This window comes from Caproiciproducens galactitolivorans (assembly GCF_029266045.1).
GTDB classification, from domain to species: domain Bacteria; phylum Bacillota; class Clostridia; order Oscillospirales; family Acutalibacteraceae; genus Caproiciproducens; species Caproiciproducens galactitolivorans.
Map to the genome: position 1 here is coordinate 393,643 of NZ_JAJUFJ010000001.1, position 24,172 is coordinate 417,814.

The 24,172-nt window shown below is 47.9% G+C and carries 21 protein-coding genes; 7 read left to right on the forward strand and 14 right to left on the reverse strand.

Annotation, left to right across the window (positions count from 1 at the left end):
• Positions 1-16: 16 nt before the first annotated feature.
• From rpiB to P9B68_RS01935, 10 genes are all read right to left on the reverse strand, one after another.
• Positions 17-460: a ribose 5-phosphate isomerase B gene (gene rpiB, locus P9B68_RS01890; RefSeq protein WP_135657121.1), complete on the reverse strand. Its 444-nt coding sequence runs from the start codon at positions 458-460 to the stop codon at positions 17-19.
• Positions 457-1,167, reverse strand: coding sequence for a tRNA (adenosine(37)-N6)-threonylcarbamoyltransferase complex dimerization subunit type 1 TsaB (gene tsaB / locus P9B68_RS01895; protein WP_135657119.1), 711 nt, complete (start codon positions 1,165-1,167; stop codon positions 457-459). Before tsaB ends, rpiB begins: the two co-directional genes overlap by 4 nt.
• Positions 1,164-1,589, reverse strand: a complete 426-nt coding sequence (gene tsaE, locus P9B68_RS01900) for a tRNA (adenosine(37)-N6)-threonylcarbamoyltransferase complex ATPase subunit type 1 TsaE (protein ID WP_135657117.1) — start codon at positions 1,587-1,589, stop codon at positions 1,164-1,166. Before tsaE ends, tsaB begins: the two co-directional genes overlap by 4 nt.
• 17 nt (positions 1,590-1,606) lie before the next feature.
• A complete protein-coding gene (locus P9B68_RS01905) occupies positions 1,607-3,274 on the reverse strand; it encodes a formate--tetrahydrofolate ligase (protein WP_135657115.1) in 1,668 nt (555 codons plus the stop codon).
• 345 nt (positions 3,275-3,619) lie between these two features.
• Complete coding sequence (locus tag P9B68_RS01910) at positions 3,620-4,774, reverse strand: FtsW/RodA/SpoVE family cell cycle protein (RefSeq protein ID WP_135657113.1); 1,155 nt, start codon at positions 4,772-4,774, stop codon at positions 3,620-3,622.
• Between the two features lie 53 nt (positions 4,775-4,827).
• The gene (locus P9B68_RS01915) at positions 4,828-5,049 is read right to left on the reverse strand and encodes a DUF3006 domain-containing protein (protein WP_135657111.1); all 222 of its coding nucleotides are present in this window, start codon (positions 5,047-5,049) and stop codon (positions 4,828-4,830) included.
• A 31-nt stretch (positions 5,050-5,080) separates the two neighbouring features.
• Entirely contained in the window at positions 5,081-6,076 is a 996-nt protein-coding gene (locus P9B68_RS01920) for a ComEC/Rec2 family competence protein (RefSeq protein ID WP_135657109.1), read from the reverse strand.
• Between the two features lie 28 nt (positions 6,077-6,104).
• Positions 6,105-8,600, reverse strand: a complete 2,496-nt coding sequence (locus P9B68_RS01925) for an FtsK/SpoIIIE family DNA translocase (protein WP_330566950.1) — start codon at positions 8,598-8,600, stop codon at positions 6,105-6,107.
• A 49-nt stretch (positions 8,601-8,649) separates the two neighbouring features.
• Positions 8,650-9,582, reverse strand: a complete 933-nt coding sequence (locus tag P9B68_RS01930; RefSeq protein ID WP_135657107.1) for an undecaprenyl-diphosphate phosphatase — start codon at positions 9,580-9,582, stop codon at positions 8,650-8,652.
• 75 nt (positions 9,583-9,657) lie between these two features.
• Positions 9,658-10,479, reverse strand: coding sequence for a ClpP family protease (locus tag P9B68_RS01935; RefSeq protein WP_277668353.1), 822 nt, complete (start codon positions 10,477-10,479; stop codon positions 9,658-9,660).
• A gap of 237 nt (positions 10,480-10,716) precedes the next feature.
• Between P9B68_RS01935 and P9B68_RS01940 the strand changes: the two genes are divergently transcribed.
• The 5 genes from P9B68_RS01940 (at position 10,717) to P9B68_RS01960 (ending at position 17,233) form a co-directional block, all read left to right on the forward strand.
• Positions 10,717-12,654, forward strand: coding sequence for an aconitate hydratase (locus tag P9B68_RS01940; protein WP_277668354.1), 1,938 nt, complete (start codon positions 10,717-10,719; stop codon positions 12,652-12,654).
• Between the two features lie 33 nt (positions 12,655-12,687).
• Positions 12,688-13,896, forward strand: coding sequence for an NADP-dependent isocitrate dehydrogenase (locus P9B68_RS01945; protein ID WP_135657100.1), 1,209 nt, complete (start codon positions 12,688-12,690; stop codon positions 13,894-13,896).
• 30 nt (positions 13,897-13,926) lie between these two features.
• A complete protein-coding gene (locus P9B68_RS01950) occupies positions 13,927-14,568 on the forward strand; it encodes a redox-sensing transcriptional repressor Rex (RefSeq protein WP_135657098.1) in 642 nt (213 codons plus the stop codon).
• Between the two features lie 135 nt (positions 14,569-14,703).
• A complete protein-coding gene (locus tag P9B68_RS01955) occupies positions 14,704-15,258 on the forward strand; it encodes a LemA family protein (protein WP_277668355.1) in 555 nt (184 codons plus the stop codon).
• Between the two features lie 22 nt (positions 15,259-15,280).
• Positions 15,281-17,233: a DUF2207 domain-containing protein gene (locus P9B68_RS01960; RefSeq protein ID WP_277668356.1), complete on the forward strand. Its 1,953-nt coding sequence runs from the start codon at positions 15,281-15,283 to the stop codon at positions 17,231-17,233.
• 180 nt (positions 17,234-17,413) lie between these two features.
• Here P9B68_RS01960 and P9B68_RS01965 read toward each other — a convergent pair whose 3' ends face one another.
• The 3 genes from P9B68_RS01965 to P9B68_RS01975 form a co-directional block, all read right to left on the reverse strand.
• Positions 17,414-19,027 (reverse strand): CTP synthase, encoded by a 1,614-nt coding sequence (locus tag P9B68_RS01965; protein WP_135657090.1) that lies wholly within the window; start codon positions 19,025-19,027, stop codon positions 17,414-17,416.
• A 109-nt stretch (positions 19,028-19,136) separates the two neighbouring features.
• Positions 19,137-19,703, reverse strand: a complete 567-nt coding sequence (locus P9B68_RS01970; protein ID WP_135657088.1) for a hypothetical protein — start codon at positions 19,701-19,703, stop codon at positions 19,137-19,139.
• Positions 19,704-19,728: 25 nt separating this feature from the next.
• Positions 19,729-20,610, reverse strand: a complete 882-nt coding sequence (locus tag P9B68_RS01975; protein ID WP_135657086.1) for a peptidylprolyl isomerase — start codon at positions 20,608-20,610, stop codon at positions 19,729-19,731.
• 165 nt (positions 20,611-20,775) lie between these two features.
• Between P9B68_RS01975 and P9B68_RS01980 the strand changes: the two genes are divergently transcribed.
• Positions 20,776-21,705: a S1 RNA-binding domain-containing protein gene (locus tag P9B68_RS01980; RefSeq protein WP_135657084.1), complete on the forward strand. Its 930-nt coding sequence runs from the start codon at positions 20,776-20,778 to the stop codon at positions 21,703-21,705.
• 58 nt (positions 21,706-21,763) lie between these two features.
• On the opposite strand, the gene P9B68_RS01985 is transcribed toward P9B68_RS01980, so the two are convergent.
• Entirely contained in the window at positions 21,764-22,117 is a 354-nt protein-coding gene (locus P9B68_RS01985; protein WP_135657082.1) for a helix-turn-helix domain-containing protein, read from the reverse strand.
• A gap of 248 nt (positions 22,118-22,365) precedes the next feature.
• On the opposite strand from P9B68_RS01985, the gene P9B68_RS01990 reads away from it, so the two are divergent.
• Positions 22,366-24,150, forward strand: coding sequence for a methyl-accepting chemotaxis protein (locus P9B68_RS01990; RefSeq protein WP_277668357.1), 1,785 nt, complete (start codon positions 22,366-22,368; stop codon positions 24,148-24,150).
• Positions 24,151-24,172 lie beyond the last annotated feature (22 nt).

A 24,172-nucleotide genomic window follows, 5' to 3' on the forward strand; every position in this document is an offset into this window, starting at 1 on the left:
GCCTCCAAATTTAAAATTACAGCTCGCCGCGCTCGATCGCTGCGATTTCGTCGAGACGACGCTGATGGCGGCCGCCTTCAAACTCAGCATGCAGGAAAATCTTTGCAAGCTCAACTGCTTTTGCTTCGTCAATAACTCTTCCGCCCAGGCAGAGGATATTCGCGTTGTTGTGACGACGCGTCATTTCCGTGCAGTATGTGTCGGAGCAAACAGAGGCGCGGATTCCTTTCACCTTATTGGCGGCAATGCTCATTCCAATGCCTGTCCCGCAGCAAAGGATCCCGCGTTCCGCTTCTCCATTTATAATACAATGTGCAACCTTCGCCGCAATCGGCGCATAGTCAACGGAAGCTTCGTCAAACGTTCCGAAATCTTTATATTCGATGTTCTCGTTTTCCAAATACTTTTTGATCGCTTCTTTTAACTGCAATCCGCCATGATCTGCTCCTAAAGCTATCATTTGTTTTCTCCTTCTATACGTTTTTTAAGTTCGCGCTCCGCTTGCGGCGGGCGTAGATAAACCGGCATCAGAGCTGCGGAAGATACTGCTCCGCCCTGCTCATATACTTTGCACGCGGCTTTCGCAACGCCGCAGGCGCGCTGGTACAGCAGCGGCTCGGGCGGCAAAAGCGCATGAAGACTTTGAAACCGTTCATTATTATAGCACAATTTTGCGCCGTCTCCAACAAGCATCAGCGGTTTTGCGAATTTTTTACATTCCTCCGCCAAATCCAGAATGGAGATCGCCCGGTCTTCCGTAATTCTTTCCATTCTTCCGTCGTGTGCACTAAAAACCGCATTATAAACCTGCCCGCAGCGCGCGTCCATAACCGCGCATACCGTACAGTCCATATGTTCAAGATTCCGCGCCATTGCTTCCAACGTGGACACGCCCACACAGGGCTTGTCTTGCGCCATGGCAAGGCCCTTGACGCTCGCGATGCCGATACGGACTCCCGTAAAGGATCCGGGGCCGGAACTGACCGCAAACAGATCCACGCTCTGTAAATCCGCGCGCGTGCATTTCAGCACATTATCAATCATCGGCATCAGCGTCTGGCTGTGTGTCAGCTTCGTGTTAATATAAAATTCACCCAGCACTTTTCCGTCCTCAACCAATGCCGCGGACGCCGCGGTCGCCGACGAATCAATCGCCAGTATTCTCATAGTTCCATCCCCTCAATATGAAAAATGCGTTCGTTTTCGCCTTCGCCCTGCCGGATTTCAATGCGGATTGCATCCTGCGGAAGCGCGGCTTCAATATTTTCGCTCCATTCGATTACCAGAACGCCCCCGCTCTCCAGATAATCAAAAAAACCGGTAGAGTACAGGTCGTCCCAACCGGACACGCGGAACATATCAAAATGGTAAACGTCCAACCTGCCATGGTATTCATGAACCAGCGCAAACGTCGGGCTGGAAACCCCTTCGGAAATTCCCAATCCCCTTGCAAGCCCGCGCGTAAAGGCTGTTTTTCCCATGCCCATTCCGCCGAAAAGCGCAATCACCTCGCCGCCGGAAAGCTTTTCCGCTATTTTCACGCCGAGCGCTTCTGTTTCAGCCAACGAAGATGTCATTATGTCCCGCATAGCAGTCCCCTTGTAACTTAAAATAATCCTGAAATTCTTCCCTGTGCATCCACATCGATTTTTTCGGCGGAAGGCACCTTGGGCAGTCCGGGCATTGTGAGAATATCACCCGCGTAGGCCACGACAAAACCGGCCCCGTTCGAAAGGCGCAAGTCGCGGATGGTAATTCGGAATCCGGCCGGCCTGCCTAACAAAGCAGGGTTATCCGATAAGGAATACTGCGTTTTCGCAATGCAGACCGGCAGTATATCCCCGCCGAGCGCTTCAATATCCCGCAAGGCTTTTTCCGCCTGACTTGTATAATCCACACCGTCCGCGCCGTATATCTCTTTTGCAATGCACTCAATTTTCTGTTTAATGGTGGAATCCGCCGAATAAATCGGCTGGAAATTGGACGGCTTCTCAGCCGCTTCGCACACCTTTCTCGCTAAATCCACGCCGCCTGCGCCGCCTTTTGCAAAAACCTCGGACAGCGCGAAATCCGCACCGTTCTCACGGCAGTAGTTCTCGATATAGCTCAGTTCCGCTTCGAAATCATTGTTAAAGCGGTTAATCGCAACAACAACCGGGACGCCGTATTTCTTCATGTTGGAAATGTGCGCGCCCAGATTGGCAATTCCCTTTTTCAGCGCATCGAGGTTTTCCAACGCAGTTTTATCCTTTGGAACGCCGCCGTTGTATTTCAAGGCGCGCGCGGTGGCTACAATCACAATCGCGTTAGGCTTTAATCCCGCAAGGCGGCATTTAATATCGAGGAACTTTTCCGCACCGAGGTCGGAACCGAATCCTGCCTCCGTAATGCAGTAATCGGCAAGCTTAAGCGCCAGACGCGTCGCCCTTACGGAATTGCACCCGTGGGCAATATTCGCAAACGGCCCACCGTGCATGATAACCGGCGTTCCTTCCAGCGTCTGCACCAGGTTCGGATAAATCGCATCCTTTAAAAGCGCGGCCATCGCTCCTTCCGCTTTTAAATCACGCGCATAAACGGGCGCGCCCTCATAAGTATAGGCAATCAAAATCTTTCCAAGCCGTTCCTTCAAATCCAGCAAGTCGGAAGCAAGGCAGAAAATCGCCATAACCTCCGTCGCAACCGTAATGCAGAAGCTATCCTCACGCGGAACCCCGCTCATTTTCCCGCCGAGTCCAATCACAATATTCCGTAAAGCGCGGTCGTTCATATCGAGGCAGCGCTTGATTAAAATCCTGCGCGGGTCAATTCCAAGGACATTCCCCTGCTGCATATGGTTGTCGAGCATGGCGCAGAGAAGGTTGTTCGCGGAGGTAATCGCATGAAAATCACCGGTAAAATGCAGGTTGATGTCCTCCATCGGCACTACCTGCGCGTAACCGCCGCCGGCGGCCCCGCCCTTGATGCCGAATACTGGCCCAAGGCTTGGTTCCCGCAGGGCGATAACCGCTTTTTTGCCGATTTTTTTCATTGCTTCCCCAAGACCGGCCGTTGTCGTGGTTTTTCCCTCGCCCGCCGGAGTCGGGTTGATCGCCGTTACCAGGATGAGTTTGCCGTCCTTCTTGGAGGCAAGTCTGTTGTAGAGAGAGTCATTCAGCTTCGCTTTATACCGGCCGTAAGGTTCTAGCTCTTCCTCATGAATATCGAGTTCGGAAGCAACCTGTGCAATCGGTAAAAGCTTTGCCTGCTGCGCTATTTCGATGTCAGTTAGCATTCGTGCATCTCCTCACAAAAAATATGTCAAAATTATAGCATATTTTTCGATAAAAAAGAACCATACCGCGGCAATTTTTGAATTTTCCCGGAAAACAGCAGGCGCCAAATTCCATATATTTCTCTTATCATATGAAAAAAGCTCCAGTTGATTCATGCCTGCTAAAACAATTTATCTACCGGTTTTTTATTTGCACTACCACGGCTATGGCACCGAGAGAATTCGAGCAAACGGCGTGAGAAAACCTCCAGTTGCTTATACTGTGGTTTTGCAGCCAACAGTCAGCAAAGGAGGTTTCTAAAGAATTATATCAAACTATGTAATGCAGGTAGCATTGATTCTCCGCTAGAATTTATGCTGAAGCGACACTTTATCGGGGCTTACTTTATGCATATAAACACTCATTACCAATCCAAAACCAAAGTAAAGACAGGACGCCGACGAACCGCCCGCGCTGAAGAATGGCAGGGTAACGCCCATAACCGGAAGTAGACTAAGGCACATCCCCAGATTGAACAATGCCTGTGCCGCAACCATCCCGAAAAAGCCGAAGCAGATAGAACTTCCAAGGCAGTCCGGCGATTTCCTCGCAATTCGCAGAGTACGGAAAAGGAGAAGAGTCAGAAGAAGAAGAATCAGCATACAGCCAACAAATCCGAGCAATTCTCCTGCTACAGAAAAAATAAAGTCTTTTTCCTGTACCGGAACAACTTTTTTGCTGACACGGGTATCACTATTAAACAAACCGCGTCCCCAAAACTGGCCGCTGCCAATGGAAAGCATCCCGCGGTACTGCTGGTACCCATCTTTAAGAGGATCATTTTCCGGATGAAGAAAGGAAGTAAGCCGCATTTTCTGATAGTCTTTTAATATATATTGCCATGCAATGGGAAAACCAATGGCAATTGCAGCAAAAACCGCTGCAAAATAGCGAAGTTGCACCCCGGCTCCGAAAGTCATGCTCAGGAACATACAAAAGAAAATAACCGCTGTTCCGTCGTCCCCTTGAAAATGGACTAAAAGAATTGGAACCATTGCATGGCAGGCAAGGAGAATAACCTGCGGAAAAGACTCGAGCAGTTCCCGTTTCTTTAATTCCGACAGGTGCTTGGAAAAGGTAATCATAAAACCGATTTTAACCAGTTCGCTGGGTTGGAATGTTCCTCCGGGCAGCTTAATCCAAGCTTTCGCATTGATGCCGCCGCTGCTTGTAACCGCCACACCAAAGATGTGGGTATAAACAATTAGAAAAAGGCAAAACCCGGCTACAAGATACCAATAATTCGCAATTTCCCGGTAATCAATCAACGTTAAAAAAATTGCTCCGCAATACCCAATTACGATAGCGATAAGCTGTACCGTAAAATAGGATCTACCCGAAGAACTCGGCGGGATGGGTTTCAGCAGTAAAAGGCTGTAAGCCGAAATGGATAGCATAATCAGCCAATACAATTTATCGGTTTGTTTAAAATAATTTATGATCGGTTTCATTACTCGCATAGTTTCCCCTTTTTATTGTATAAGAGCCCCATAAACGATCAATAAGCAATTGATTAAGAAAACAACTTGTCCTGCAATTTTTTGGCCTTTGAGCGCCTCTGCTTGGTTGCCTCCGCATTAATGCTCACCGTACCCTCCGCATCGTTTACGTCGAGCACGTCACCCTCACGCACCCCCTCCGGCAGCTCGGAAACCTCGATTGCAAAAAATTTCTGATCCTTGTCCTCGCAAATAGCATAGGTGCCTTCAAAACGGTCGATGATCAAGGTTCTCATAACACATTCCCCTTTATTTTCTTTTATTAAACTACTTTTCTGTTAAAACAGTAATTTTCTCCCCGTCGCTCATAAAAACAAGCGTACCGCTTACATCAGTCCGATACACCGGAATGTTCGCGTCCCACAATCTTTTCAGCACATCCCTTTTGGGCAGGCGGCTGGTATCGCGGGCCACGGAAATCACCGCAAAATTCGGCTGAACCGCACGCAAAAACGGTTCCGAAGTGGAAGTGGAGCTGCCATGGTGGCCAATTTTCAGCACATTTGCGGAAAGGTTTTCCCATTTTTCCATAAGATCCCGCTCCTCTTCCTTCTCCGCATCGCCCATTAACAGGAACCGGTTTTTTCCAAAAGTAAGCATTAAAATAATCGAATTGTTATTCGTGCTGTCCCCGGTTTTAACCGGCGCGAGCACTTTTATTTTTAAACTCCCTAACTGCATGGATTCGCCGCAGAAAGGGCTTCGCCCCGCAGTATCCGTTTGCCTGAGGGCAGTCTGCACAGCGGCATATTCCTCCCCCTGCGGTATAAGGTTTTGGGGAACATCAGGAGCAAAATAGCTTCCGACCTGATAATGACGGATGATATAGCCAAGGCCGCCGATATGGTCTGCGTCCGGGTGCGTGTTAAAAACGAAATCCAGTTTTTTCACATCCCGCCGATCGAGATACTCCGCAATCCCCTCGCCGCAGTCCTGCGTTCCTCCGTCAACAAGCATATATTTCCCTTCGCAGGCAACAAAGATACTGTCCGCTTTCCCAACGTCCAGCACATGTATGGAAAGCGGAGCATTGTCCGCAGCCGCGGCAAAATCCGTTAAACCGAAGAAACGGAAGATATGCCGCCAGGAAGCCTCCGTGCCAAACGGGAGGAAGGAAACAAGCAGGCCAACCGCCAAAAATACCAGCAGGGTTATTTTCAGCACTTTTTTGCTGTTTTTTTGCTGCTCCATTTCCGCGCTTCCTCCCGCTTTGAACGTATAGCGCACCACATCAAAAGCTGCGTAAACAAGCCTGCCCGCCATCAGAACGCCGCGCTGCCGACAAACAGCTTTATTTTTGCTCTTCGCTTTCTTTTTTGTCGGCCTGTTGCATGGTCATTTCCAGCCACTGCTGATAGGTAATTAGCACCTGGCGCGGCTTTGAGCCTTCGTGAGGACCCACAACTCCCATTTGTTCCATTTCATCGATCAATCTGCCTGCCCGAGCGTAACCAAGGCGCAGACGACGCTGGAGGAGGGAGGTGGAGGCCTGTCCAGCTTCCACAACGCATTTTATGGCTTCGGGTATCATCGGGTCGGTATCTTCTCCAAGCGCGCCGTCGGAACTACTGTCCTTTTCCGCAACGGCGTTTTTCTCGATTTCCTCCGCTATATCCTTATCGTACCCGGCTTCCTGTGTTTTCTTGACATAGTTAACCACGGATTCAATTTCACTATCGCTTACAAAACACCCCTGTATACGAATCGGTTTTTGCGAACCGACCGGTGAAAACAGCATATCGCCCCGGCCCAGCAGCTTTTCCGCTCCGCCCATATCCAGAATGGTGCGGGAGTCAACCTGTGAGGATACGGCAAACGCGATCCGGCTTGGTATATTCGCTTTGATAATACCCGTAATAACATCGACGGACGGACGCTGCGTCGCAATCAGGAGGTGCATGCCCGCAGCGCGCGCCATCTGTGCCAAACGGCAGATGGAATCCTCCACCTCATTCGGCGCAGCCATCATCAAATCCGCCAGCTCGTCAATAATAATTACAATCTGCGGAAGACGCGGCATGGGCTGGCCGTTTTCGTCCTTATACCCGTTGGAAGCAGCCAGCGTATTGTAACCGTTCAGATCGCGGACATTTTTCTCTGCAAAAATTTTGTAACGCTTCAGCATTTCGTTCACCGCCCAACCCAAAGCACCCGCCGCCTTGCGCGGATCGGTGACAACCGGAACCAAAAGCTGCGGGATTCCATTATAAATGCCAAGCTCAACAACCTTCGGGTCGATCATCAAAAACCGCACTTCTTCCGGGGTGGCCTTATATAAAAGACTGATAATAAATGAATTGATGCATACCGATTTTCCCGAACCGGTTGAGCCGGCAATTAGCAGGTGGGGCATTTTTGCCAGATCCGCCGTCGCTACCTCGCCCGCAATATCGCGCCCTAGGACGACGGTAAGGCGGCTCTTGGCGGTACAGAAGCTGTTGGATTCGATCAGCTCCCGCATACGCACAATACTGACTTTTTTATTCGGAACCTCAATTCCGACGGCGGCCTTGCCCGGAATAGGCGCTTCAATACGCACGCCCGAAGCGGCCAGATTCATGGCGATATCATCCGATAAATTCGTAATTTTACTGATTTTCACACCTGCGGCAGGTTGCAGTTCATAACGCGTTACCGCCGGTCCGCGGCTGATGTCCACAATTTTTGTCTGAACACCAAAGCTTTTCAGCGTTTCCACCAGCATCCGGCTATTGGTTTTCAATTCCTCTGCAATTTCCTGTTCGTTTGTCACCTTCGTTGTTTCCAGCATCGTGATCGGCGGGAAATGGTACGATCCGTCCTGCGGCGGTTCGTCGGCAAACATCGTCATCTGCATGGAAGCGCCGACAGGTGGCTTTGCTTTTTCAGGCTTGGGCGCGGACTTCTTCACCGCTTCAAGAACAGCCGCCGAAGGCTCTGGTTTTTCGCCGGAATCCGGCACGGAAGCCGGATTGTTTTCCACTTTCTCGACAACCGGTTCTTTCACCCCGAACACTTTTTCCAGCTGATCGAGCTTTTCATTTTTCCCTTTTTTGTTCTTTGCCTTCAGGCGCTGCGTAATATCCTCCTCGTCGAGAGGAATGTCAATATACGCATTTTCCTTACGGGCGCGTTCAATCGCCCGCTGCTCATATGCATTGCTAAGATTCGCGGCAACCATGTCGGCCGGTTTCGTTATCGCACGGAAGAGCTGTATGAGGCTGGTTCCGGTTAAAATCATAATCGCTACGAAAAGGGCCAAGATGATCACAATTTTCGCGCCGACGGAACCGAGCGCCGCGACAATGGGGATTCCGAACAAACCACCAAATAGGCCCGCGCCGGAGCGCTGCATCCCCAAATTATAAAGTTTCACAAGCTGGTTTTGCAGCGATTGCAGCGACGCTTTATCCGAAGCGGAAAAAATATAGACCGCCGAACAAAACAGGGTAATGATTACCACCATTAGAACGACCCTGCCGCCAAGCCAATGGTTCTGACGTTCTAAAGCGGTGACAATCGATATGTAAAACAATAAAATCGGCCAGATAATGGCGCAGCTTCCAAACAAACCCAAGAGCGCGTTGTGGCACCAAAGCCAGATATGGTCGCCCGGGATCAGGACAAGGCAAGCCATTAAAATGGACGCAGCAAATATCACAATCGCGTTAATCTGATTGCGCTGCTTTTTATATTCTGGATCCCTAGTCGGTTTTTTTTCCGCGTTTTTGGCCATATGCTGCGCTTTTGGCGTACGGCCCGCGCGGGCGGGTGCTTTCTTTTTTACACTATGTTTCCGATTTGCCACTAATTTCTCACCTTATAATTTTAGTATTCCGTATGTTTTCCGTATACCCTTAAAATTGCAGAGCCGCACCGGTAATTGCGTTCACACCGGTGTGATGCTCCATAATGCCAAGTACCAAAACGGTAACGCCTAAAACAAACGTGTACATAACAAAGATATGTAATTTATTGGTAGTAACCATCCAGCGAAGAAGCTTAATTGCCAGAAAGCCCACAACCGCGGACGTAATCACGCCCGCAAGGATCGCCGCCATGGAAATTCCCATTGGCTCATGCACCGCGTCCTTCAGTTCTAGAACCGCCGCAGCCAGAATGGAGGGGATCCCGATTACAAAAGAATAGTCGAGAGCCGTCTGACGATTCACGCCGCGTATCAGTCCGGCAGAAAGCGTGGAACCGGAGCGGGAAAGTCCGGGAAATACGGCGGCAACGCACTGGACCAGTCCAACGGTAAGCGCATCCGGTGCATTGAACTGTTTTCTGCCGCCGGTGCGCCCGTTCCTCGCATGACGAGCGTCCGAACGGTCGCCTGTCATAATGCCAAATGTCAGCAAAATGCTCGTAATCACCAACGCAGCGCCTTCGATAACGATGTCACTATCGGACGCCCATCGATCCGCAAAGTCCTTTAGCTTCATGCTTGTTCCGGGAACAGGTAAAAACAAAAGGAAGAGAGGCATAAGGCCAATGATCAGCATAATTAGCATCCGTCGGTCCGGATTCATTTTACTCCATTTGAACCGACCCGTAAAAAGGTCGCGGACTGTAAGAAAAAATTCGCAGATAAGCCGGCCGACCAGCCGGTAATAAACCACCAGAACCGCTAACAGCGTACCAATATGTAACATAACATCAAAAAAGAGGCCAGGTACCTGTACGCCCATAAAATGCTGTGCAAGTGATAAATGCCCGCTGCTGGAAACCGGCAAAAATTCCGTTGCACCTTGTATAATTCCCTGTATGATTGCTTGCAGTACCGTCATGAACAATAATCCCCCTATGTAAATTTAAGATGAAGAATGAATATTGAATTTCTCATTTTCATTCTTCATCCATGGTCAGGAAAGATATTCCATATTATCTGCAGCCGGCGATTCGCTTCGCTTTTCGCGTACTCTTCTGGTTTTCACTTCCGCTTTTTTCCGCTGCGGTTTGCTTCCCTGTATTTTATCCGCTTTATATCGATCAATCATACCGTAAAGATAGTCAATCGCATCCGAAAGACTTCCAAGCGAATCGATCAATCCCTCGGCAACCGCATCGTTGCCGTCCAGAATGGTGCCGACATCCATTACCAGTTCCTGGGTATTCATGGAAAGCTCATGGAACCGCTCCGCCGTAATTTTGGAATTCCTTGTAACAAACCGGGTAATGCGTTCCTGCATGCGCTGAAAGTACTCCAGCGTCTGCGGCACGCCCAGAAGCATTCCGTTCATGCGCACCGGATGAATGGTCATTGTCGCGCTCGGCGCAATAAAAGAGCGCTTTGCCGCAACGGCAAGCGGCACCCCGATGGAATGCCCTCCCCCAAGCACCAGCGAAACAGTCGGCTTGCGCATCCCGGCCACCAGCTCCGCCAAAGCAAGGCCTGCCTCCACGTCGCCGCCCACCGTATTTAATATGATAAGAAGACCGTCGATGGCGGGATCTTCCTCTATTGCGACAAGCAAAGGAATGACATGCTCGTATTTTGTTGTTTTATTTTGAGAAGGAAGAATAAAATGCCCCTCGATCTGCCCAATAATGGTCAGGCAGTGAATGCGGTACTTTCCGTTTCCGGTAATGACGGAACCGGTATCGACGATCTGGTTGGTTTGTTTTTCATTTTTTTCCGCTTCTTTGATATCCTTTTCATTTTCTGAACGATCTTTCGGATTCAAATTCCGCACCTCCCTACTGCATTATTGTACCGTAAGAAGGCGATTCTCATACACGAAAATATTTCTTTCAGAATATCAGTTTTTATTATAACATTTGTTGCGGTATTCAGCAAGAAAAGAAAGGCGCAAGAAATAATAAGTAATATGACCCAATATGAACGGATACATTGACAATTCCAATTTTTTATTAGATAATAGTTATATATTTAACATAACGATTGGGAGGAAATTAAGATAATGGGCCTGACACTAGCACAAAAAATCATTCAGTCTCATCTTTTGAGCGGAGAAATGACACCAGGCAGTGAAATCGGTTTAAAAATAGATCAGACTCTGACGCAGGATGCCACCGGAACGATGGCTTATCTGGAATTCGAAGCGATGGGCGTTCCTCGTGTAAAAACGGAACGTTCCGTGGCCTATATCGATCACAATACCCTCCAGACCGGCTTTGAAAACGCCGACGACCACCGCTTTATTCAATCCGTTGCGAAAAAGCACGGAATTTATTTTTCTAGGCCGGGCAACGGCATCTGCCACCAAGTCCATTTGGAACGGTTCGGCATTCCGGGAAAAACATTAATCGGCTCCGACAGCCATACCCCGACCGGAGGCGGCATCGGAATGCTTGCCATGGGCGCGGGCGGCCTTGACGTCGCGGTTGCCATGGGCGGCGGCGCATATTACATTACTATGCCGAAAATGCTGCGGATTAATTTGACCGGAAAACTTTCCCCATGGGTTTCCGCAAAGGATATTATTCTGGAGGTTCTGCGGATACTGACCGTAAAAGGCGGCGTGGGAAAAGTGGTAGAATACGGCGGGGAAGGCATCGCCACCTTGAGTGTTCCGGAGCGCGCAACCATTACGAATATGGGCGCGGAGCTCGGCGCGACGACCTCTATTTTTCCGTCGGATGAAATCACAAGAGAATTTTTAAAGGCGCAGGGCCGGGAAAAAGATTGGATTGAACTGAAGCCGGACGACGACGCGGTCTACGACGAAACCATTACAATTAATTTGTCCAAGCTCGTGCCGATGGCGGCGTGCCCGCACAGCCCTGACAAAGTGAAAAAGGTCGAGGAACTCGGTGAAATGAAGATTGATCAGGTGTGCATCGGCTCCTGCACAAACTCTTCCTACCGCGATTTAATGCTCGTTGCTTCTATTTTGAAAGGGAAAACAATCAATCCCAATGTCAGCCTTGCAATTGCGCCCGGTTCCAAGCAGGTTTACACCATGCTTGCGCAAAACGGCGCGCTTGCCGACCTAATCTCCGCCGGTGCGCGTATTCTGGAATGCGCGTGCGGACCATGCATTGGAATGGGGCAGTCCCCGAACTCAGCCGGTATTTCCCTTCGTACATTTAACCGAAATTTCGAAGGCCGCTCTGGTACGGCCGACGCGCAGATTTACCTGGTCAGCCCGGAAACCGCCGCGGCTTCCGCTATTACTGGCGTGCTGACCGATCCGCGTACACTTGGAAAAGAAAAGCCCGTAGAAATGCCCGAACATTTCTATATAAATGATAATCTGATTGTTCCGCCTGCCAGCGAAAGCGAAGCCAAGGATGTTGAAATCCTTCGCGGGCCAAATATCAAGGAATTCCCCGTAACAACAGCGCTTCCGCAAAGCATTGCGGCAAAAGCCCTCTTAAAGGTCGGCGATAACATTACGACCGATCATATCATGCCCGCCGGTTCAAAAATTCTTCCGTACCGTTCCAATATTCCTTACCTTTCCAATTTCTGTTTCGCCGTATGCGATAAGGAATTCCCCGAACGGTGCAGGCACAACGGAAAGGGCATTATCATCGGCGGCGCGAATTACGGGCAGGGTTCTTCCCGTGAGCATGCGGCGCTGGTTCCGCTGTACCTCGGCATCAAAGCGGTCATTGCGAAAAGTTTCGCGCGGATCCATTGCGCGAATCTGGCCAACGCGGGTATTATCCCCCTAATGTTCAAAAACGAAAAAGATTATGACGCCGTCGACCAGATGGACGAGTTGGAGCTTCCGGATATCCGCAAGGAAATTGAAAGCGGGACAACGGTTTTAGTGAAAAACCGTACAAAGGGAACCACTTTTGAAGCAGAAGCTGTGTTAAGCGAACGCCAGCGAAAAATGGTTCTTGCCGGCGGCCTGCTGAATTATACCCGGGAAAACAGCGGCAAATAAAGCCGAAATCGAAAATAACGGAGGGTTTTCATAATGAATAAAATTAAGATGTCAACGCCGCTGGTCGAGATGGACGGCGATGAAATGACAAGAATCATCTGGAAGATGATAAAAGATATTTTAATACTCCCCTATGTTGACCTGAAAACGGAATATTACGACCTCGGCTTGAAAAACCGCGATGCAACAAACGATAAAGTAACTTATGATTCTGCAATGGCCACAAAGAAATACGGTGTTGCCGTAAAATGCGCAACCATCACGCCGAACGCCGACCGGGTAAAAGAATACAATCTGAAGGAAATGTGGAAATCACCGAACGGTACGATTCGCGCCATCTTGGACGGCACCGTGTTCCGCGCCCCTATCGTGGTAAAAGGAATCGATCCTCTGGTAAGCAACTGGAAAAAACCGATCACCATCGCGCGCCACGCTTACGGCGATGTTTACCGCAATGTGGAAATGACGGTTCCTGCCGGTGCAAAGGCGGAGCTGGTCGTGACAAAAGAGGACGGCTCCGAAGATCGCGCGCTGGTTCACGATTTTAAAACGCCCGGTATCCTTCAGGGACAGCATAATATTGACCAAAGCATTGAAAGCTTTGCAAAGGCCTGTTTTCAGTATGCACTGAGCACAAAACAGGATCTGTGGTTCTCCACCAAGGATACGATTTCGAAAAAATACGACCACCGCTTTAAGGATATTTTCAACGACCTGTATGAAGCGGAATTCAAACAAAAATTCGAAGAAGCCGGCATCACTTATTTCTACACCTTAATTGACGATGCGGTCGCACGCGTTATCCGTTCGGAAGGCGGCTATATCTGGGCCTGCAAGAACTATGACGGCGATGTAATGAGCGATATGGTCGCAACCGCGTTTGGAAGCCTTGCCATGATGACGAGCGTTCTTGTATCTCCCGAAGGAGTATACGAATATGAAGCGGCGCACGGGACTGTACAGCGCCACTATTATAAGCATTTAAAGGGTGAAAAAACATCCACCAACTCAATGGCAACGCTTTTTGCCTGGACAGGCGCGCTGAAAAAGCGCGGCGAGCTCGATCATCTTCCCGAGCTTGTCAGCTTTGCGGAAAAGCTTGAAACAGCCTCCATTCAGACAATTGAAAATGGTATCATGACTGGCGATCTTGCCGGTCTTTCAACGCTGCCTAAGAAAACGACGGTCGATACCGAAACGTTTTTACAGGAAGTCAATAAAAGCCTATTAAAGCTTTTATAATTTGATACAGCACACTACGGAGGTTAACGTATGCCAAAACGTGAAAATATTTCAATGTCGGTAATCAGAAGATTGCCGCGGTATTATCGTTTTTTAACGCATTTGAAGGAAAAAGGGGTAACCCGCATTTCCTCTACCGAATTGTCCGTAAAGCTGGGGCTTACCGCCTCCCAGATCCGGCAGGATCTGAACTGCTTCGGCGGTTTCGGCCAGCAGGGCTACGGCTATATTGTGGATCAGCTCTGTGATGAGATTGGAAATATTCTCGGGCTTTCCAACCGCTATAAAACGATTCTGATCGGTGCCGGCAACCTTGGAAGAGCGATTGCGACCCATATGCAGTTTGAGGAAGAGGGGTTTGAGCTGATTGGCATTTTCGACAGTTCCCCCAGCAAAACAGGCACTCGGATAAACGGGAAAATCGTTATGGATACGACGGAACTGGAGGATTTCTGTGAAAAAGAAAAACCGGTCATGGCAATCCTGTGTATCCCGCGCGAGGGCGTACATTCGATTCTGGAGCGCCTTTACAGCCTAGGAGTTCGAAACTTTTGGAATTTCAGCCATTATGACATTTCCATGCGTTATGAGGATACGGTGGTTGAAAATGTACATCTGAACGACAGCTTAATGACGCTTTGCTACCGGATTTCCAACCCGAACAACAAATAATAGAATACTTAACAATACTTATGGGAAGGGCTTATGTCCTTCCCTTTTTTGTTCAGGCGAATTTGTTCTCATTTTCATCTTTTCTTTTTGATAAAATTATGGTACTATGTTCGTGATTATTAAGGAGGTATTCTAATGAATCCAATAATTATCGCTCTAATAGCCATCGTCCTGATTCTGCTCTTCTGGGCAGTCGGTATGTATAACCGGCTGGTTTCCCTGTCCGTCCGGGTGGACAACGGATGGGCCCAGGTGGATGTACAGCTTAAAAAACGGTTCGACCTGATTCCAAATTTAGTGGAAACCGTAAAAGGGTACGCGACCCATGAAAAAACAACGCTTGAGGAAGTGACAAAGTGGCGCGGCGCGGCAATAAACGCAAAAACACCCGAGGAAGCAATGGAAAACAACGCGAAGCTTTCCCGTGCGATCGTCAATTTGTTTGCAACCGCGGAACAGTACCCGGATTTAAAGGCAAACCAAAACTTTCTTGATCTTCAGTCGCAATTAAAGGATATTGAAGGCAAAATTGCCATGGCTCGCCAATTCTATAACGATACAGCCATGAAGTATAACGAGTATATCCTGCATTTCCCGTCAAATCTCATCGCTTCTATGTTCCATTTCGGTCAGAAAAAATACTTTGAAATTGCGGAAGCAGACAAAGCGGTACCGCAGGTTAAATTTTAATACATCCCTTTTGGAGGAAACCATGGGCAATTTGTGCAGAAATGCAAGGAAGAGGAGCGCCGCGGCTTTTCTTGCCGTAGTGTTTATCTTTTTCACCCTTGCCGGCTGTTCGGATAGTTACAAGCGCAATTCGAAACAGACACTAGAAAAGCTGGATATTGCTTCGGAGCTCTTAACAAACGGGGATCTGCGGGTAACAGAAACCTGGTGTGTCAATTTAGAAAAGCGACAAAAAACATATTCGAACATTTATAAAACATTTGAGAAAAATATCTGCCCAAACAGCATAACCGATTTCGCCGTATATGACTTGGACAATAAAACGAAGTATGCATTTCGCGACGATATTCATCCCGAAGCCGTAACCGGATTAGAGAATGTATGCTATATTTATAATTCCGGAAATAAAACGGAAATCGGCTGGTTCATGCCGCAAATCAAAAGTGGGATCCGCAATTTTAAAATTTCCTACACCATCAAAAACATTGTCAGCGTTTATCAGGATACTTCTGTATTCTACAATGCGTTTGTCGGAGAGAACTTTACGCTGCCGATTACTGAACTGCACGGTTCCGTTGCAATTCCGTCCGGTGCAAAAGCGGGTCCGGTAATGGCCTGGCTGCACTGCACGGCGCAAAGCAATCTCACGGTTTCTTCCAGCCGGATCACCTTTACAGCAAAGGAAGTCCCGCCGAAAACAATGGTCGAAACGCGCATCTGCATGCCTGTTTCCCTATTCCCCGATTCTGATAATAAGCTTGCTTCAAAAGCCCTTGAAAATATTAAAAAAGAAGAAGAAACTTGGGCAGCCCAGTGGGCGCAAAAACAAAAACTGGCATATATCGTCGGCATCGTGGACGCCGTATCCGGAGTGATACTTGCAATCGGCGGCATCCTGCTTTTCCTATTGTTAAATAAGAAATCAAAACCTTACGAGACAAACGCCCCCGAATACACACGGAAGATACCGGAAAGCAACTCGCCGGGTGGGATCGCAAACTTGTTTTACTTTTACAGCGGCGGCGTAACCGAGCAGGTGCAGGGACGGATTTTCAGCGCTACACTGATGAGCCTTGCGTGGAAAGGTTACGTGCGTTTTGAATCCGTTGAAAAGAAAGATTTTTTGGTTGAAATTACCGGAAATGAAAAAAACGTCCCTCTTACATTAAGCGAACAGAAATTCTATGAGATGATATCCTCCGTCGCGTCGGAAACCGGCGGCAGTTTCACTATGCGCCAATTCAAGGCATACGCAAAGAAACATTATCAGTATATCGACTCCAGTATTCAGAATTTCCTGCAGCAGACCAAAAAGGAAATTGCCGACCGGGGGTATTATGAGCGCAAGCCCGGTTATTTAACAGCTGCTACACTCGGAGGAATTTTCAGCATTGTGGCGGCAATCCTTATATTGTTTTTTACACAGGGATGGCTGCTCTATCTGTCAATCGGTATGCTGATTTCTGGCATTTTGCTGCTGATTGCTTCCAACCGGCGACCCCGCCTCAGCCAGAAGGGCGAATACGATTACGCCGTATGGCAGGGCCTGAAAAAATACATGCTTGAGTTTTCGCGTATGACGGAGTATGGCGTTCCAGAGCTTGCTTTGTGGGAGGAATATCTGGTATACGCGACCATGATGGGCATATCGAAAAAAGTTTGCAAACAACTGAAAATGGTCTATCCTCAGTTAAATGACGACGCTTATCTGAACACCAACTTCGGCACAAGCTATCTTTACTATATGTTGGGCCATTCGTCCGGCGCGCACGGATTCCAGTCCGCCGGAAGCGACTTCGGCACTTACCTGGGTACCACAATCAGCAATATCAGCACTTCGGCCACGAGGCTAGCCCATCCCCCGGCATCCGGAAGCGACAGCTTTGGCGGCTTTGGAGGCGGCGGTTTCGGAGGCAGCGGTTTTGGCGGAGGAGGCGGCGGCTTCGGCGCAGGCGGAGGCGGTGGCGTCCGCTAACCCCCTTAAGCCATAAAAAAGGGATCTTTGGTTTGCGGAAGGTTCCCTTTTGTTTTCTCAGTATAATTTTGCGCTGCCTTTTGACCCGAAGAAAAGCATAAACAAAAGGACAACACAAAGCGGCGCTTTATGCTCTCAAAAAGGGTCTCCGGCTTTGCCGGAGACCCTTTAATCATGTTCTTAATGATGGGAGAGGTCGCGGTATGCAACTGCTGCGCCTACAAGCCCTTTAAAAAGCGGATGCGGGCGGTTGGGGCGGGATTTGAATTCCGGATGGAATTGAGAGCCCATAAACCACGGATGATCCGGAAGCTCCATCATTTCCACAATATGCTCGTCCGGGGATTTTCCGCAAAAAACCATTCCGGCCTTTTCCAAACGCTCACGGTAAACATTGTTCACTTCAAAACGATGACGGTGGCGCTCGGAAATCAGCGGTGTGTCGCCGTAGAGCGCCGCCGCTTTTGTACCCTGTAAAAGCTTACAGGGATACTGCCCCAAGCGCATGGTTCCGCCGATCTGAACGACGTCCTTCTGTTCCGGCATCAAGTCAATGACATGGTTTTTGCTCTGCGGGTCAAATTCCGCGGAGTTGGCGTCCGCAAGGCCAAGCACATTCCGGGCATACTCTACAATCATAAGCTGCATGCCCAAACAAATTCCAAGGCACGGAATCTTGTGCTCCCTTGCATAATGAATCGCCGTAATCATCCCTTCGATTCCTCTTTGACCAAAGCCGCCGGGAACAATTACACCGTTTACGTCGGAAAGAATATCCGCGACATTCTCCGGCTCGATCGTTTCGGAATCAATCCATTTAATATTCACTTTCACATTGTTGCCGATTCCGCCGTGTGTCAGCGCTTCGGCAACGCTCAAATAGGCATCGTGCAGGTCAACATATTTCCCGACAAGGCCGATGGTCACGCTCTGCATAACGGACATTGCCGTATTCACCATGGCTATCCAGTCGCTTAAATCCGCGCCGGGCGTGTCCAGCCCAAAGCGTTTGCATACGATATCATCCAGACGCTCTTCCTTCAGCGCCAGCGGCACCTGATACAAAAGCGGAAGGTCAAGATTCTCAATCACACAATTTTCATTTACATTACAGAATAATGCAATTTTCTTTTTAATGTCGTCTCCAACCGACTTTTCGGAGCGCAGGACGATTATATCCGGCTGAATGCCTATGGAAAGGAGTTCCTTCACACTATGCTGCGTCGGCTTGGATTTATGTTCATGGGAACAGGTAAGGTAAGGCACCAGCGTAACATGGATAAACAGACAGTTATTCCTGCCGACCTCCGTTGCAAACTGGCGGATCGCTTCCAAAAACGGCTGGCTTTCAATATCGCCAACCGTACCGCCCACTTCAATAATCGCTACGTCAACATTATCTTTGCCTTCATAAATGCGGGACTTGATTTCATTTGTAATATGAGGGATAACCTGAACGGTACCACCGTCATAATCCCCGTTGCGCTCCTTTTGCAGAACATTCCAGTAAATTCTGCCGGAAGTAATATTGCTGTTCTGCGTCAGGCTTTCATCAATAAAGCGTTCGTAATGACCAAGGTCGAGATCCGTCTCGGCCCCGTCGTTCGTGACGAATACCTCTCCATGCTGAAACGGATTCATCGTACCCGGATCCACATTCAGGTACGGATCAAATTTCTGCATTGTAATCCTCAGGCCGCGCGCTTTCAATAAACGCCCTAAGGATGCCGCTGTAATCCCTTTTCCTAAACCGGAAACAACCCCGCCTGTTACAAAGATATATTTTGCTGACATAGTTCCCCTCCATAGCTATACAATATCTGCCACTAAAAAAACAACAAACAAATTAATTATATCGCCAATTGCAAGGGCTTGTCAATGCAATTGGCGGTAATTTTATATGTTATCTTAAGATTTGAAACAATGTACCAATAATCGGCAGCGGTTCTTCCCGATCGTGTACCGCATGCATAATGCCGATAATCACAAAGGAAAGGTAAATGCCCCACACAAGCAGAGTCAGCAGCCCGTTTAACGCGGCGCCAATCTGAGGCAGCAACACAACCCCGGAAAAGGGAATGACAAAGATGGAATTTACGAAACCGGTCAGCAGAATCAGTACAAATCTTAAAATGGCATAAAAGATTGTGAGAATGATCCCCTGATTCGCATGGAAGCGAACCTTGGGATTGTACCTATCCGCTAAAAGGCCCACCAGCCAAAGGATGCTGATATAAGACATAATGCAAAAGACTTTCGTATTGTCCGCCGACATGCCGTAAGGGTTATAGCTGGGACGAACCGGCGGCTTCGGCGGAATGGGCGACTGCTGCCATGGATCCTGAGGATACTGGGTATAAGGGGGCGGCGGATTCCGGTATTGCTGGTTCTGCCGCCAATAATGCTCCTGATAGTCAAAGGGCTGCTGATCGTGCTGGTTTCTGTTTGTTTCCGAACCATTCTGATTCATAAAAAACCTCCATTTCCTATCGGTTCTACTTGGAATTATACGGAACAATTTCCGCTTTTTCAATGTAAACCTTTGATGCAGGCTTGCTCTTCTCTCCCAGATCATTTGCTACGACGGGCAAGGACGCTATTTTATCCACAACGTCCATTCCCTCGAACACCTGCGCAAAGACGGTATGTCCTTTCTCCACAATATTGTACGCGCCGTCCAAAGTTGGATTACCACCGTACTGATTATAGATATTTTTATATGCGTCCGTCACCTTGCTCATGTCGAGCCAATAGGTGTTGTATTGCTGGATAAATGCCTCCGGGGACTCCTTGTACACATCAAACGCCTTTTGGTAATAGCTCCAGTCGATCGCCGCCTTTGTCCCCTTCTGATTAATAAAGAACTGGCTGCCGTTCGTATCCTTCCCGGAATTTGCCATGGCAACCGAACCGCGGATATTGACCAAATTCGCATTAAATTCGTCTGCAAACGGCTTATTCCAAATGCTTTCCCCGCCGGTTCCGTCCCCTTTTGGGTCACCGCTCTGAATCATAAAGTCATTAATCACGCGGTGAAAGGTTATTCCGTTATAATATCCTTTTTGAACGAGTCCCTTAAAATTTTCTACCGCCTTCGGAGCCGCCTGCGGGAACAGACGTAATTTTATAACGCCCATATTGGTCGTTAAAACCGCAATTTCTTCCCCGTTTGCGGGTTTTTCCAACTGATACCCCAGCTTCTTTCCATCATCCGGACGTATTCTTGCGTCATCGGAAGCCTGGGAAACCGTGCTGCTTTCGGCTGACGTTGCCGTAGAGGGCACCTGACTTTCGGCGCTTCCGCCGGAACACGCGGCTAAATTCAATGTAACTGCAAGAAGGGCAATCATGCCAATGATCCGTCTGCTTTTTTGCATAATTTTAACTCTTCCTCTCTTCATAGATAACCTATATTTTATAATAATGTGGGACAATATTCAAGCTACGATATATGAAATTAACAAGTTAATAATTAATTGCGGATAGTATTACCTACCCGTTTTAAGCATATAGATAATCAGACACATAAAGGAGGTAGGAAAATGTTTGATTACTATCCTGAAGGTTGGATTAACGATACGCCGGAAAACCGCGCGGCGCTGCAAAACATCTCCGCGCTGAACGATGCCTGCCGGGATGGACAAATTTTGGAAGGACGTGCGCTGATTTGTGACAGCTCGCACAACTTACTGGTGGATTTAGGCTGCATGAAAGGAATTATCCCGCATGACGAGGGGGCTTTAGGCATTCGTGAGGGGACGGTGCGCGACATAGCTATCATTTCCCGGGTGAACAGACCGGTTTGCTTTATGATAACGAGTTTCCAAAAGGATTCCGAAGGGCATTTAACCGCGCTGCTTTCGCGGCGGGCCGCGCAGGAAAAATGCATGGAGGAATATGTAAAGAAACTCACGCCGGGTGATATCATAAACGCGAGGATTACCCATCTTGAAAGCTTCGGAGCCTTTGCGGACATTGGCTGTGGAATTATTGCCCTGTTGCCGATTGACGCGATTTCCGTTTCAAGAATCGACCATCCCCGTGAACGTTTTACCGTCGGGATGGATGTTAAGGTCATTATCAAATCGATTGAAAACGGGCGGATTACGCTGAGCCACAAGGAACTGCTTGGTACTTGGGCAGAAAACGTAGCTATGTTTAAAGCCGGCGAAACAGTTGCCGGAATCGTCCGTTCTGTGGAACCTTACGGAATCTTCGTAGAGCTGTCCCCTAATTTGGCAGGGCTGGCGGAAACAAAGGAAGACGTTGTACCGGGCCAGCAGGCCAGCGTTTACATCAAAAGCATTATTTCTTCAAGAATGAAAGTAAAACTTGTGATTATCGATACATTCGACTATTCCTACCGACCGGCGGCGCCAAGATACTTTTACAGCGGGAACCGGATCGACCGGTTCGTATATTCTCCCCCGGACAGCGAAAAGGAAATTGTAACCGAATTTGCATCAAAATAACCAAACAGGCTAGCGGTGTTTATAAAGGAAGCCCTTTGTAATCATCCTTAGCCTGTTTTTAATGCTTTTTAAACTCTACAATTTTAAAAATGATATTGGTAAGGTGATTGGCTTCTTCCGGTGTAAGCTGATTAAAAAGGACTGTAATCTTCTTTAAGAGGTCTACGTTTTTGGTCTCTTTCGGTGGATGGTCAAAATCGAGAAGTTGTGAAAGGGTAATATTCAACGCGTTGGAAATCTTATTCAGAGTGTCGATGGTAGGGCACTTCAGGCAGCGTTCAACATGGCCTAAAAAAGCAGGATCCAAGCCCGCCATAGCCGCCAATGTTTTTTGGCTTAACCCCGCGGATGTCCGATAACTACGGATTTGGTTTGCTGTTTTATACATAATATCATACTTCGATTTTTCCATTTGAAAACACCATACCTCGGTCACAGGAAATAACCTTTAAAGAGAATTTCTATAGATACTTTAATAAAAGGGACTATAAGTATTGAAAAATCGACATTATTCGAGTATACTATTAAATGTTGCTATATTCCCTAATATTATTGTTTACATAGAATATCCTTTCATTAACTATTTATGAAAATATTTTACATTTTATATAGATGGTCTGGAACGAATTCATTTATATAATAAACAGTAAGGAAGGTAGAATGATGTTAAGAAACATGAAAATCGGCAAAAAATTAATTCTAACTTTTGTTCTGGTGGCCCTTGTTTCTGCGATCGGTGGCTGTGTCGGCTTTGGCGTAATGAACCGTCTGAACGCCGAATACACTGAAGCCCTGGAAAGCTACGGTTTTGCCCAAGGTGACATCGGACGCCTTGCCGCGGAGTTTAACTCTGCCAGAGCCATCACGAGGGATGTTGTGATCTATAAGGAAATTTACAAAATTCAGGAAACCGAAACAAAATTAAATGAATCCACGACGCTGATTAACCATTATTTAGCACAAATACAGAAAGAAATGGTTAATGAAAAGGAAAAAGCTTACTTTAAATCCATTAATCAGGATATCATTTCCTACAACGAAATTCGGGCTCGCGGTGTTGCGCTTGCCAAACAAAACAAAAAAGAGGAAGCGCAGGATCTTTTGACAAATGAAGCAGGTCCTATCGCCACAAAAATAAGCACCAGTATCAATAATTTAATGAACACCAAAACAGAAGAGGGCGACATGCTTGCAGTACGGCTGGCAAAACAAATGCAGACTGCGCAGATTGCCATTATCTGCACCATTATCTTAAGCTTTATCGTCTCTGTACTGATCGCATTCCGAATTTCCAGAAGCATCAGCAAACCGCTTACAGAAATGGAAAAAGCTGCTCAAAGAATGGCTTCCGGTGATTTAAACGCGCAAATAAACATCCATTCCAAAAATGAAATCGGAATGTTGGGAGAAGCGTTTGCAAAATCGGTTTCATCCATTAAAATGTACATATCGGATATTGAAAACTGCCTTCGCGAAGTGGAACAGGGGAACCTTACCGTACGGTCAAAGCTGGATTACATTGGAGATTATTCAAATTTAAAGAAGTCGTTGGGTGGGATTCTGGCCTTTTTTAACGATACGCTGGTAAAAATCAACGAGGTATCGGAACAGGTGGCCAGCAGCGCAGATCAAGTTGCCAGCGGCGCACAGGCGCTCGCACAGGGAGCAACGGAGCAGGCAAGTTCCGTAGAAGAACTCTCCGCTTCCATTTCAGAAATTTCTTCCCATGTAAAAGAGAATGCCGAGCACGCCGCCAATGCAAGCAAAAATGTGAATGAAGTGAGCAATGAAATAGAAGTCAGCAATCAGCATATGGAGGAAATGCTGGAGGCAATGAACCGAATCAGCGAATCTTCCAATGAAATTTCAAAAATTATTAAGACAATTGAAGATATCGCCTTCCAGACAAACATACTGGCATTGAACGCAGCTGTGGAAGCGGCAAGGGCAGGGGCCGCCGGAAAGGGCTTTGCCGTTGTTGCGGATGAAGTCCGAAATCTGGCAAGCAAAAGCGCAGAAGCCGCGAAAAACACAACTATTTTAATTCAAAACTCCATCCAGCAGGTAGAAAGCGGAACAAAAATAGCAGACGAAACCGCACAATCCCTCCAACGGGTTGTCAAGAGCTCAGAAGAGGCATCGAAAACGGTTGCCAAAATTGCAGATGCAACAACCAGCCAGTCCGATGCAATTAACCAGGTAACCCTCGGCGTAGAACAAATATCCAGCGTTGTACAGACAAACTCAGCAACGGCTGAGGAAAGCGCTGCCTCCAGCCAGGAACTCTCCGACCAGGCTAAGGTTTTGAAACAGCTTGTCGGAAATTTCAAAATCCGCAAATCATCCGGCAGCGCCGTATTACCTGCCGGCAATTCACAGACGGAAGTTCCGGAAAATTTGGAATCGAATACCGATATACAAAGTCAAACGGGCAGCAAGTATTGATTCTACCGATAAAGAGAATTTC

Coding starts and splice junctions, on each gene's coding strand:
- rpiB (WP_135657121.1), bottom strand. CDS start 460: ATGATAGCTTTAGGAGCAGATCATGGCGGATTGCAGTTAAAAGAAGCG.
- tsaB (WP_135657119.1), bottom strand. CDS start 1,167: ATGAGAATACTGGCGATTGATTCGTCGGCGACCGCGGCGTCCGCGGCA.
- tsaE (WP_135657117.1), bottom strand. CDS start 1,589: ATGCGGGACATAATGACATCTTCGTTGGCTGAAACAGAAGCGCTCGGC.
- P9B68_RS01905 (WP_135657115.1), bottom strand. CDS start 3,274: ATGCTAACTGACATCGAAATAGCGCAGCAGGCAAAGCTTTTACCGATT.
- P9B68_RS01910 (WP_135657113.1), bottom strand. CDS start 4,774: ATGCGAGTAATGAAACCGATCATAAATTATTTTAAACAAACCGATAAA.
- P9B68_RS01915 (WP_135657111.1), bottom strand. CDS start 5,049: ATGAGAACCTTGATCATCGACCGTTTTGAAGGCACCTATGCTATTTGC.
- P9B68_RS01920 (WP_135657109.1), bottom strand. CDS start 6,076: ATGGCGGGCAGGCTTGTTTACGCAGCTTTTGATGTGGTGCGCTATACG.
- P9B68_RS01930 (WP_135657107.1), bottom strand. CDS start 9,582: ATGACGGTACTGCAAGCAATCATACAGGGAATTATACAAGGTGCAACG.
- P9B68_RS01940 (WP_277668354.1), top strand. CDS start 10,717: ATGGGCCTGACACTAGCACAAAAAATCATTCAGTCTCATCTTTTGAGC.
- P9B68_RS01945 (WP_135657100.1), top strand. CDS start 12,688: ATGAATAAAATTAAGATGTCAACGCCGCTGGTCGAGATGGACGGCGAT.
- P9B68_RS01950 (WP_135657098.1), top strand. CDS start 13,927: ATGCCAAAACGTGAAAATATTTCAATGTCGGTAATCAGAAGATTGCCG.
- P9B68_RS01955 (WP_277668355.1), top strand. CDS start 14,704: ATGAATCCAATAATTATCGCTCTAATAGCCATCGTCCTGATTCTGCTC.
- P9B68_RS01960 (WP_277668356.1), top strand. CDS start 15,281: ATGGGCAATTTGTGCAGAAATGCAAGGAAGAGGAGCGCCGCGGCTTTT.
- P9B68_RS01965 (WP_135657090.1), bottom strand. CDS start 19,027: ATGTCAGCAAAATATATCTTTGTAACAGGCGGGGTTGTTTCCGGTTTA.
- P9B68_RS01970 (WP_135657088.1), bottom strand. CDS start 19,703: ATGAATCAGAATGGTTCGGAAACAAACAGAAACCAGCACGATCAGCAG.
- P9B68_RS01975 (WP_135657086.1), bottom strand. CDS start 20,610: ATGCAAAAAAGCAGACGGATCATTGGCATGATTGCCCTTCTTGCAGTT.
- P9B68_RS01980 (WP_135657084.1), top strand. CDS start 20,776: ATGTTTGATTACTATCCTGAAGGTTGGATTAACGATACGCCGGAAAAC.
- P9B68_RS01985 (WP_135657082.1), bottom strand. CDS start 22,117: ATGGAAAAATCGAAGTATGATATTATGTATAAAACAGCAAACCAAATC.
- P9B68_RS01990 (WP_277668357.1), top strand. CDS start 22,366: ATGATGTTAAGAAACATGAAAATCGGCAAAAAATTAATTCTAACTTTT.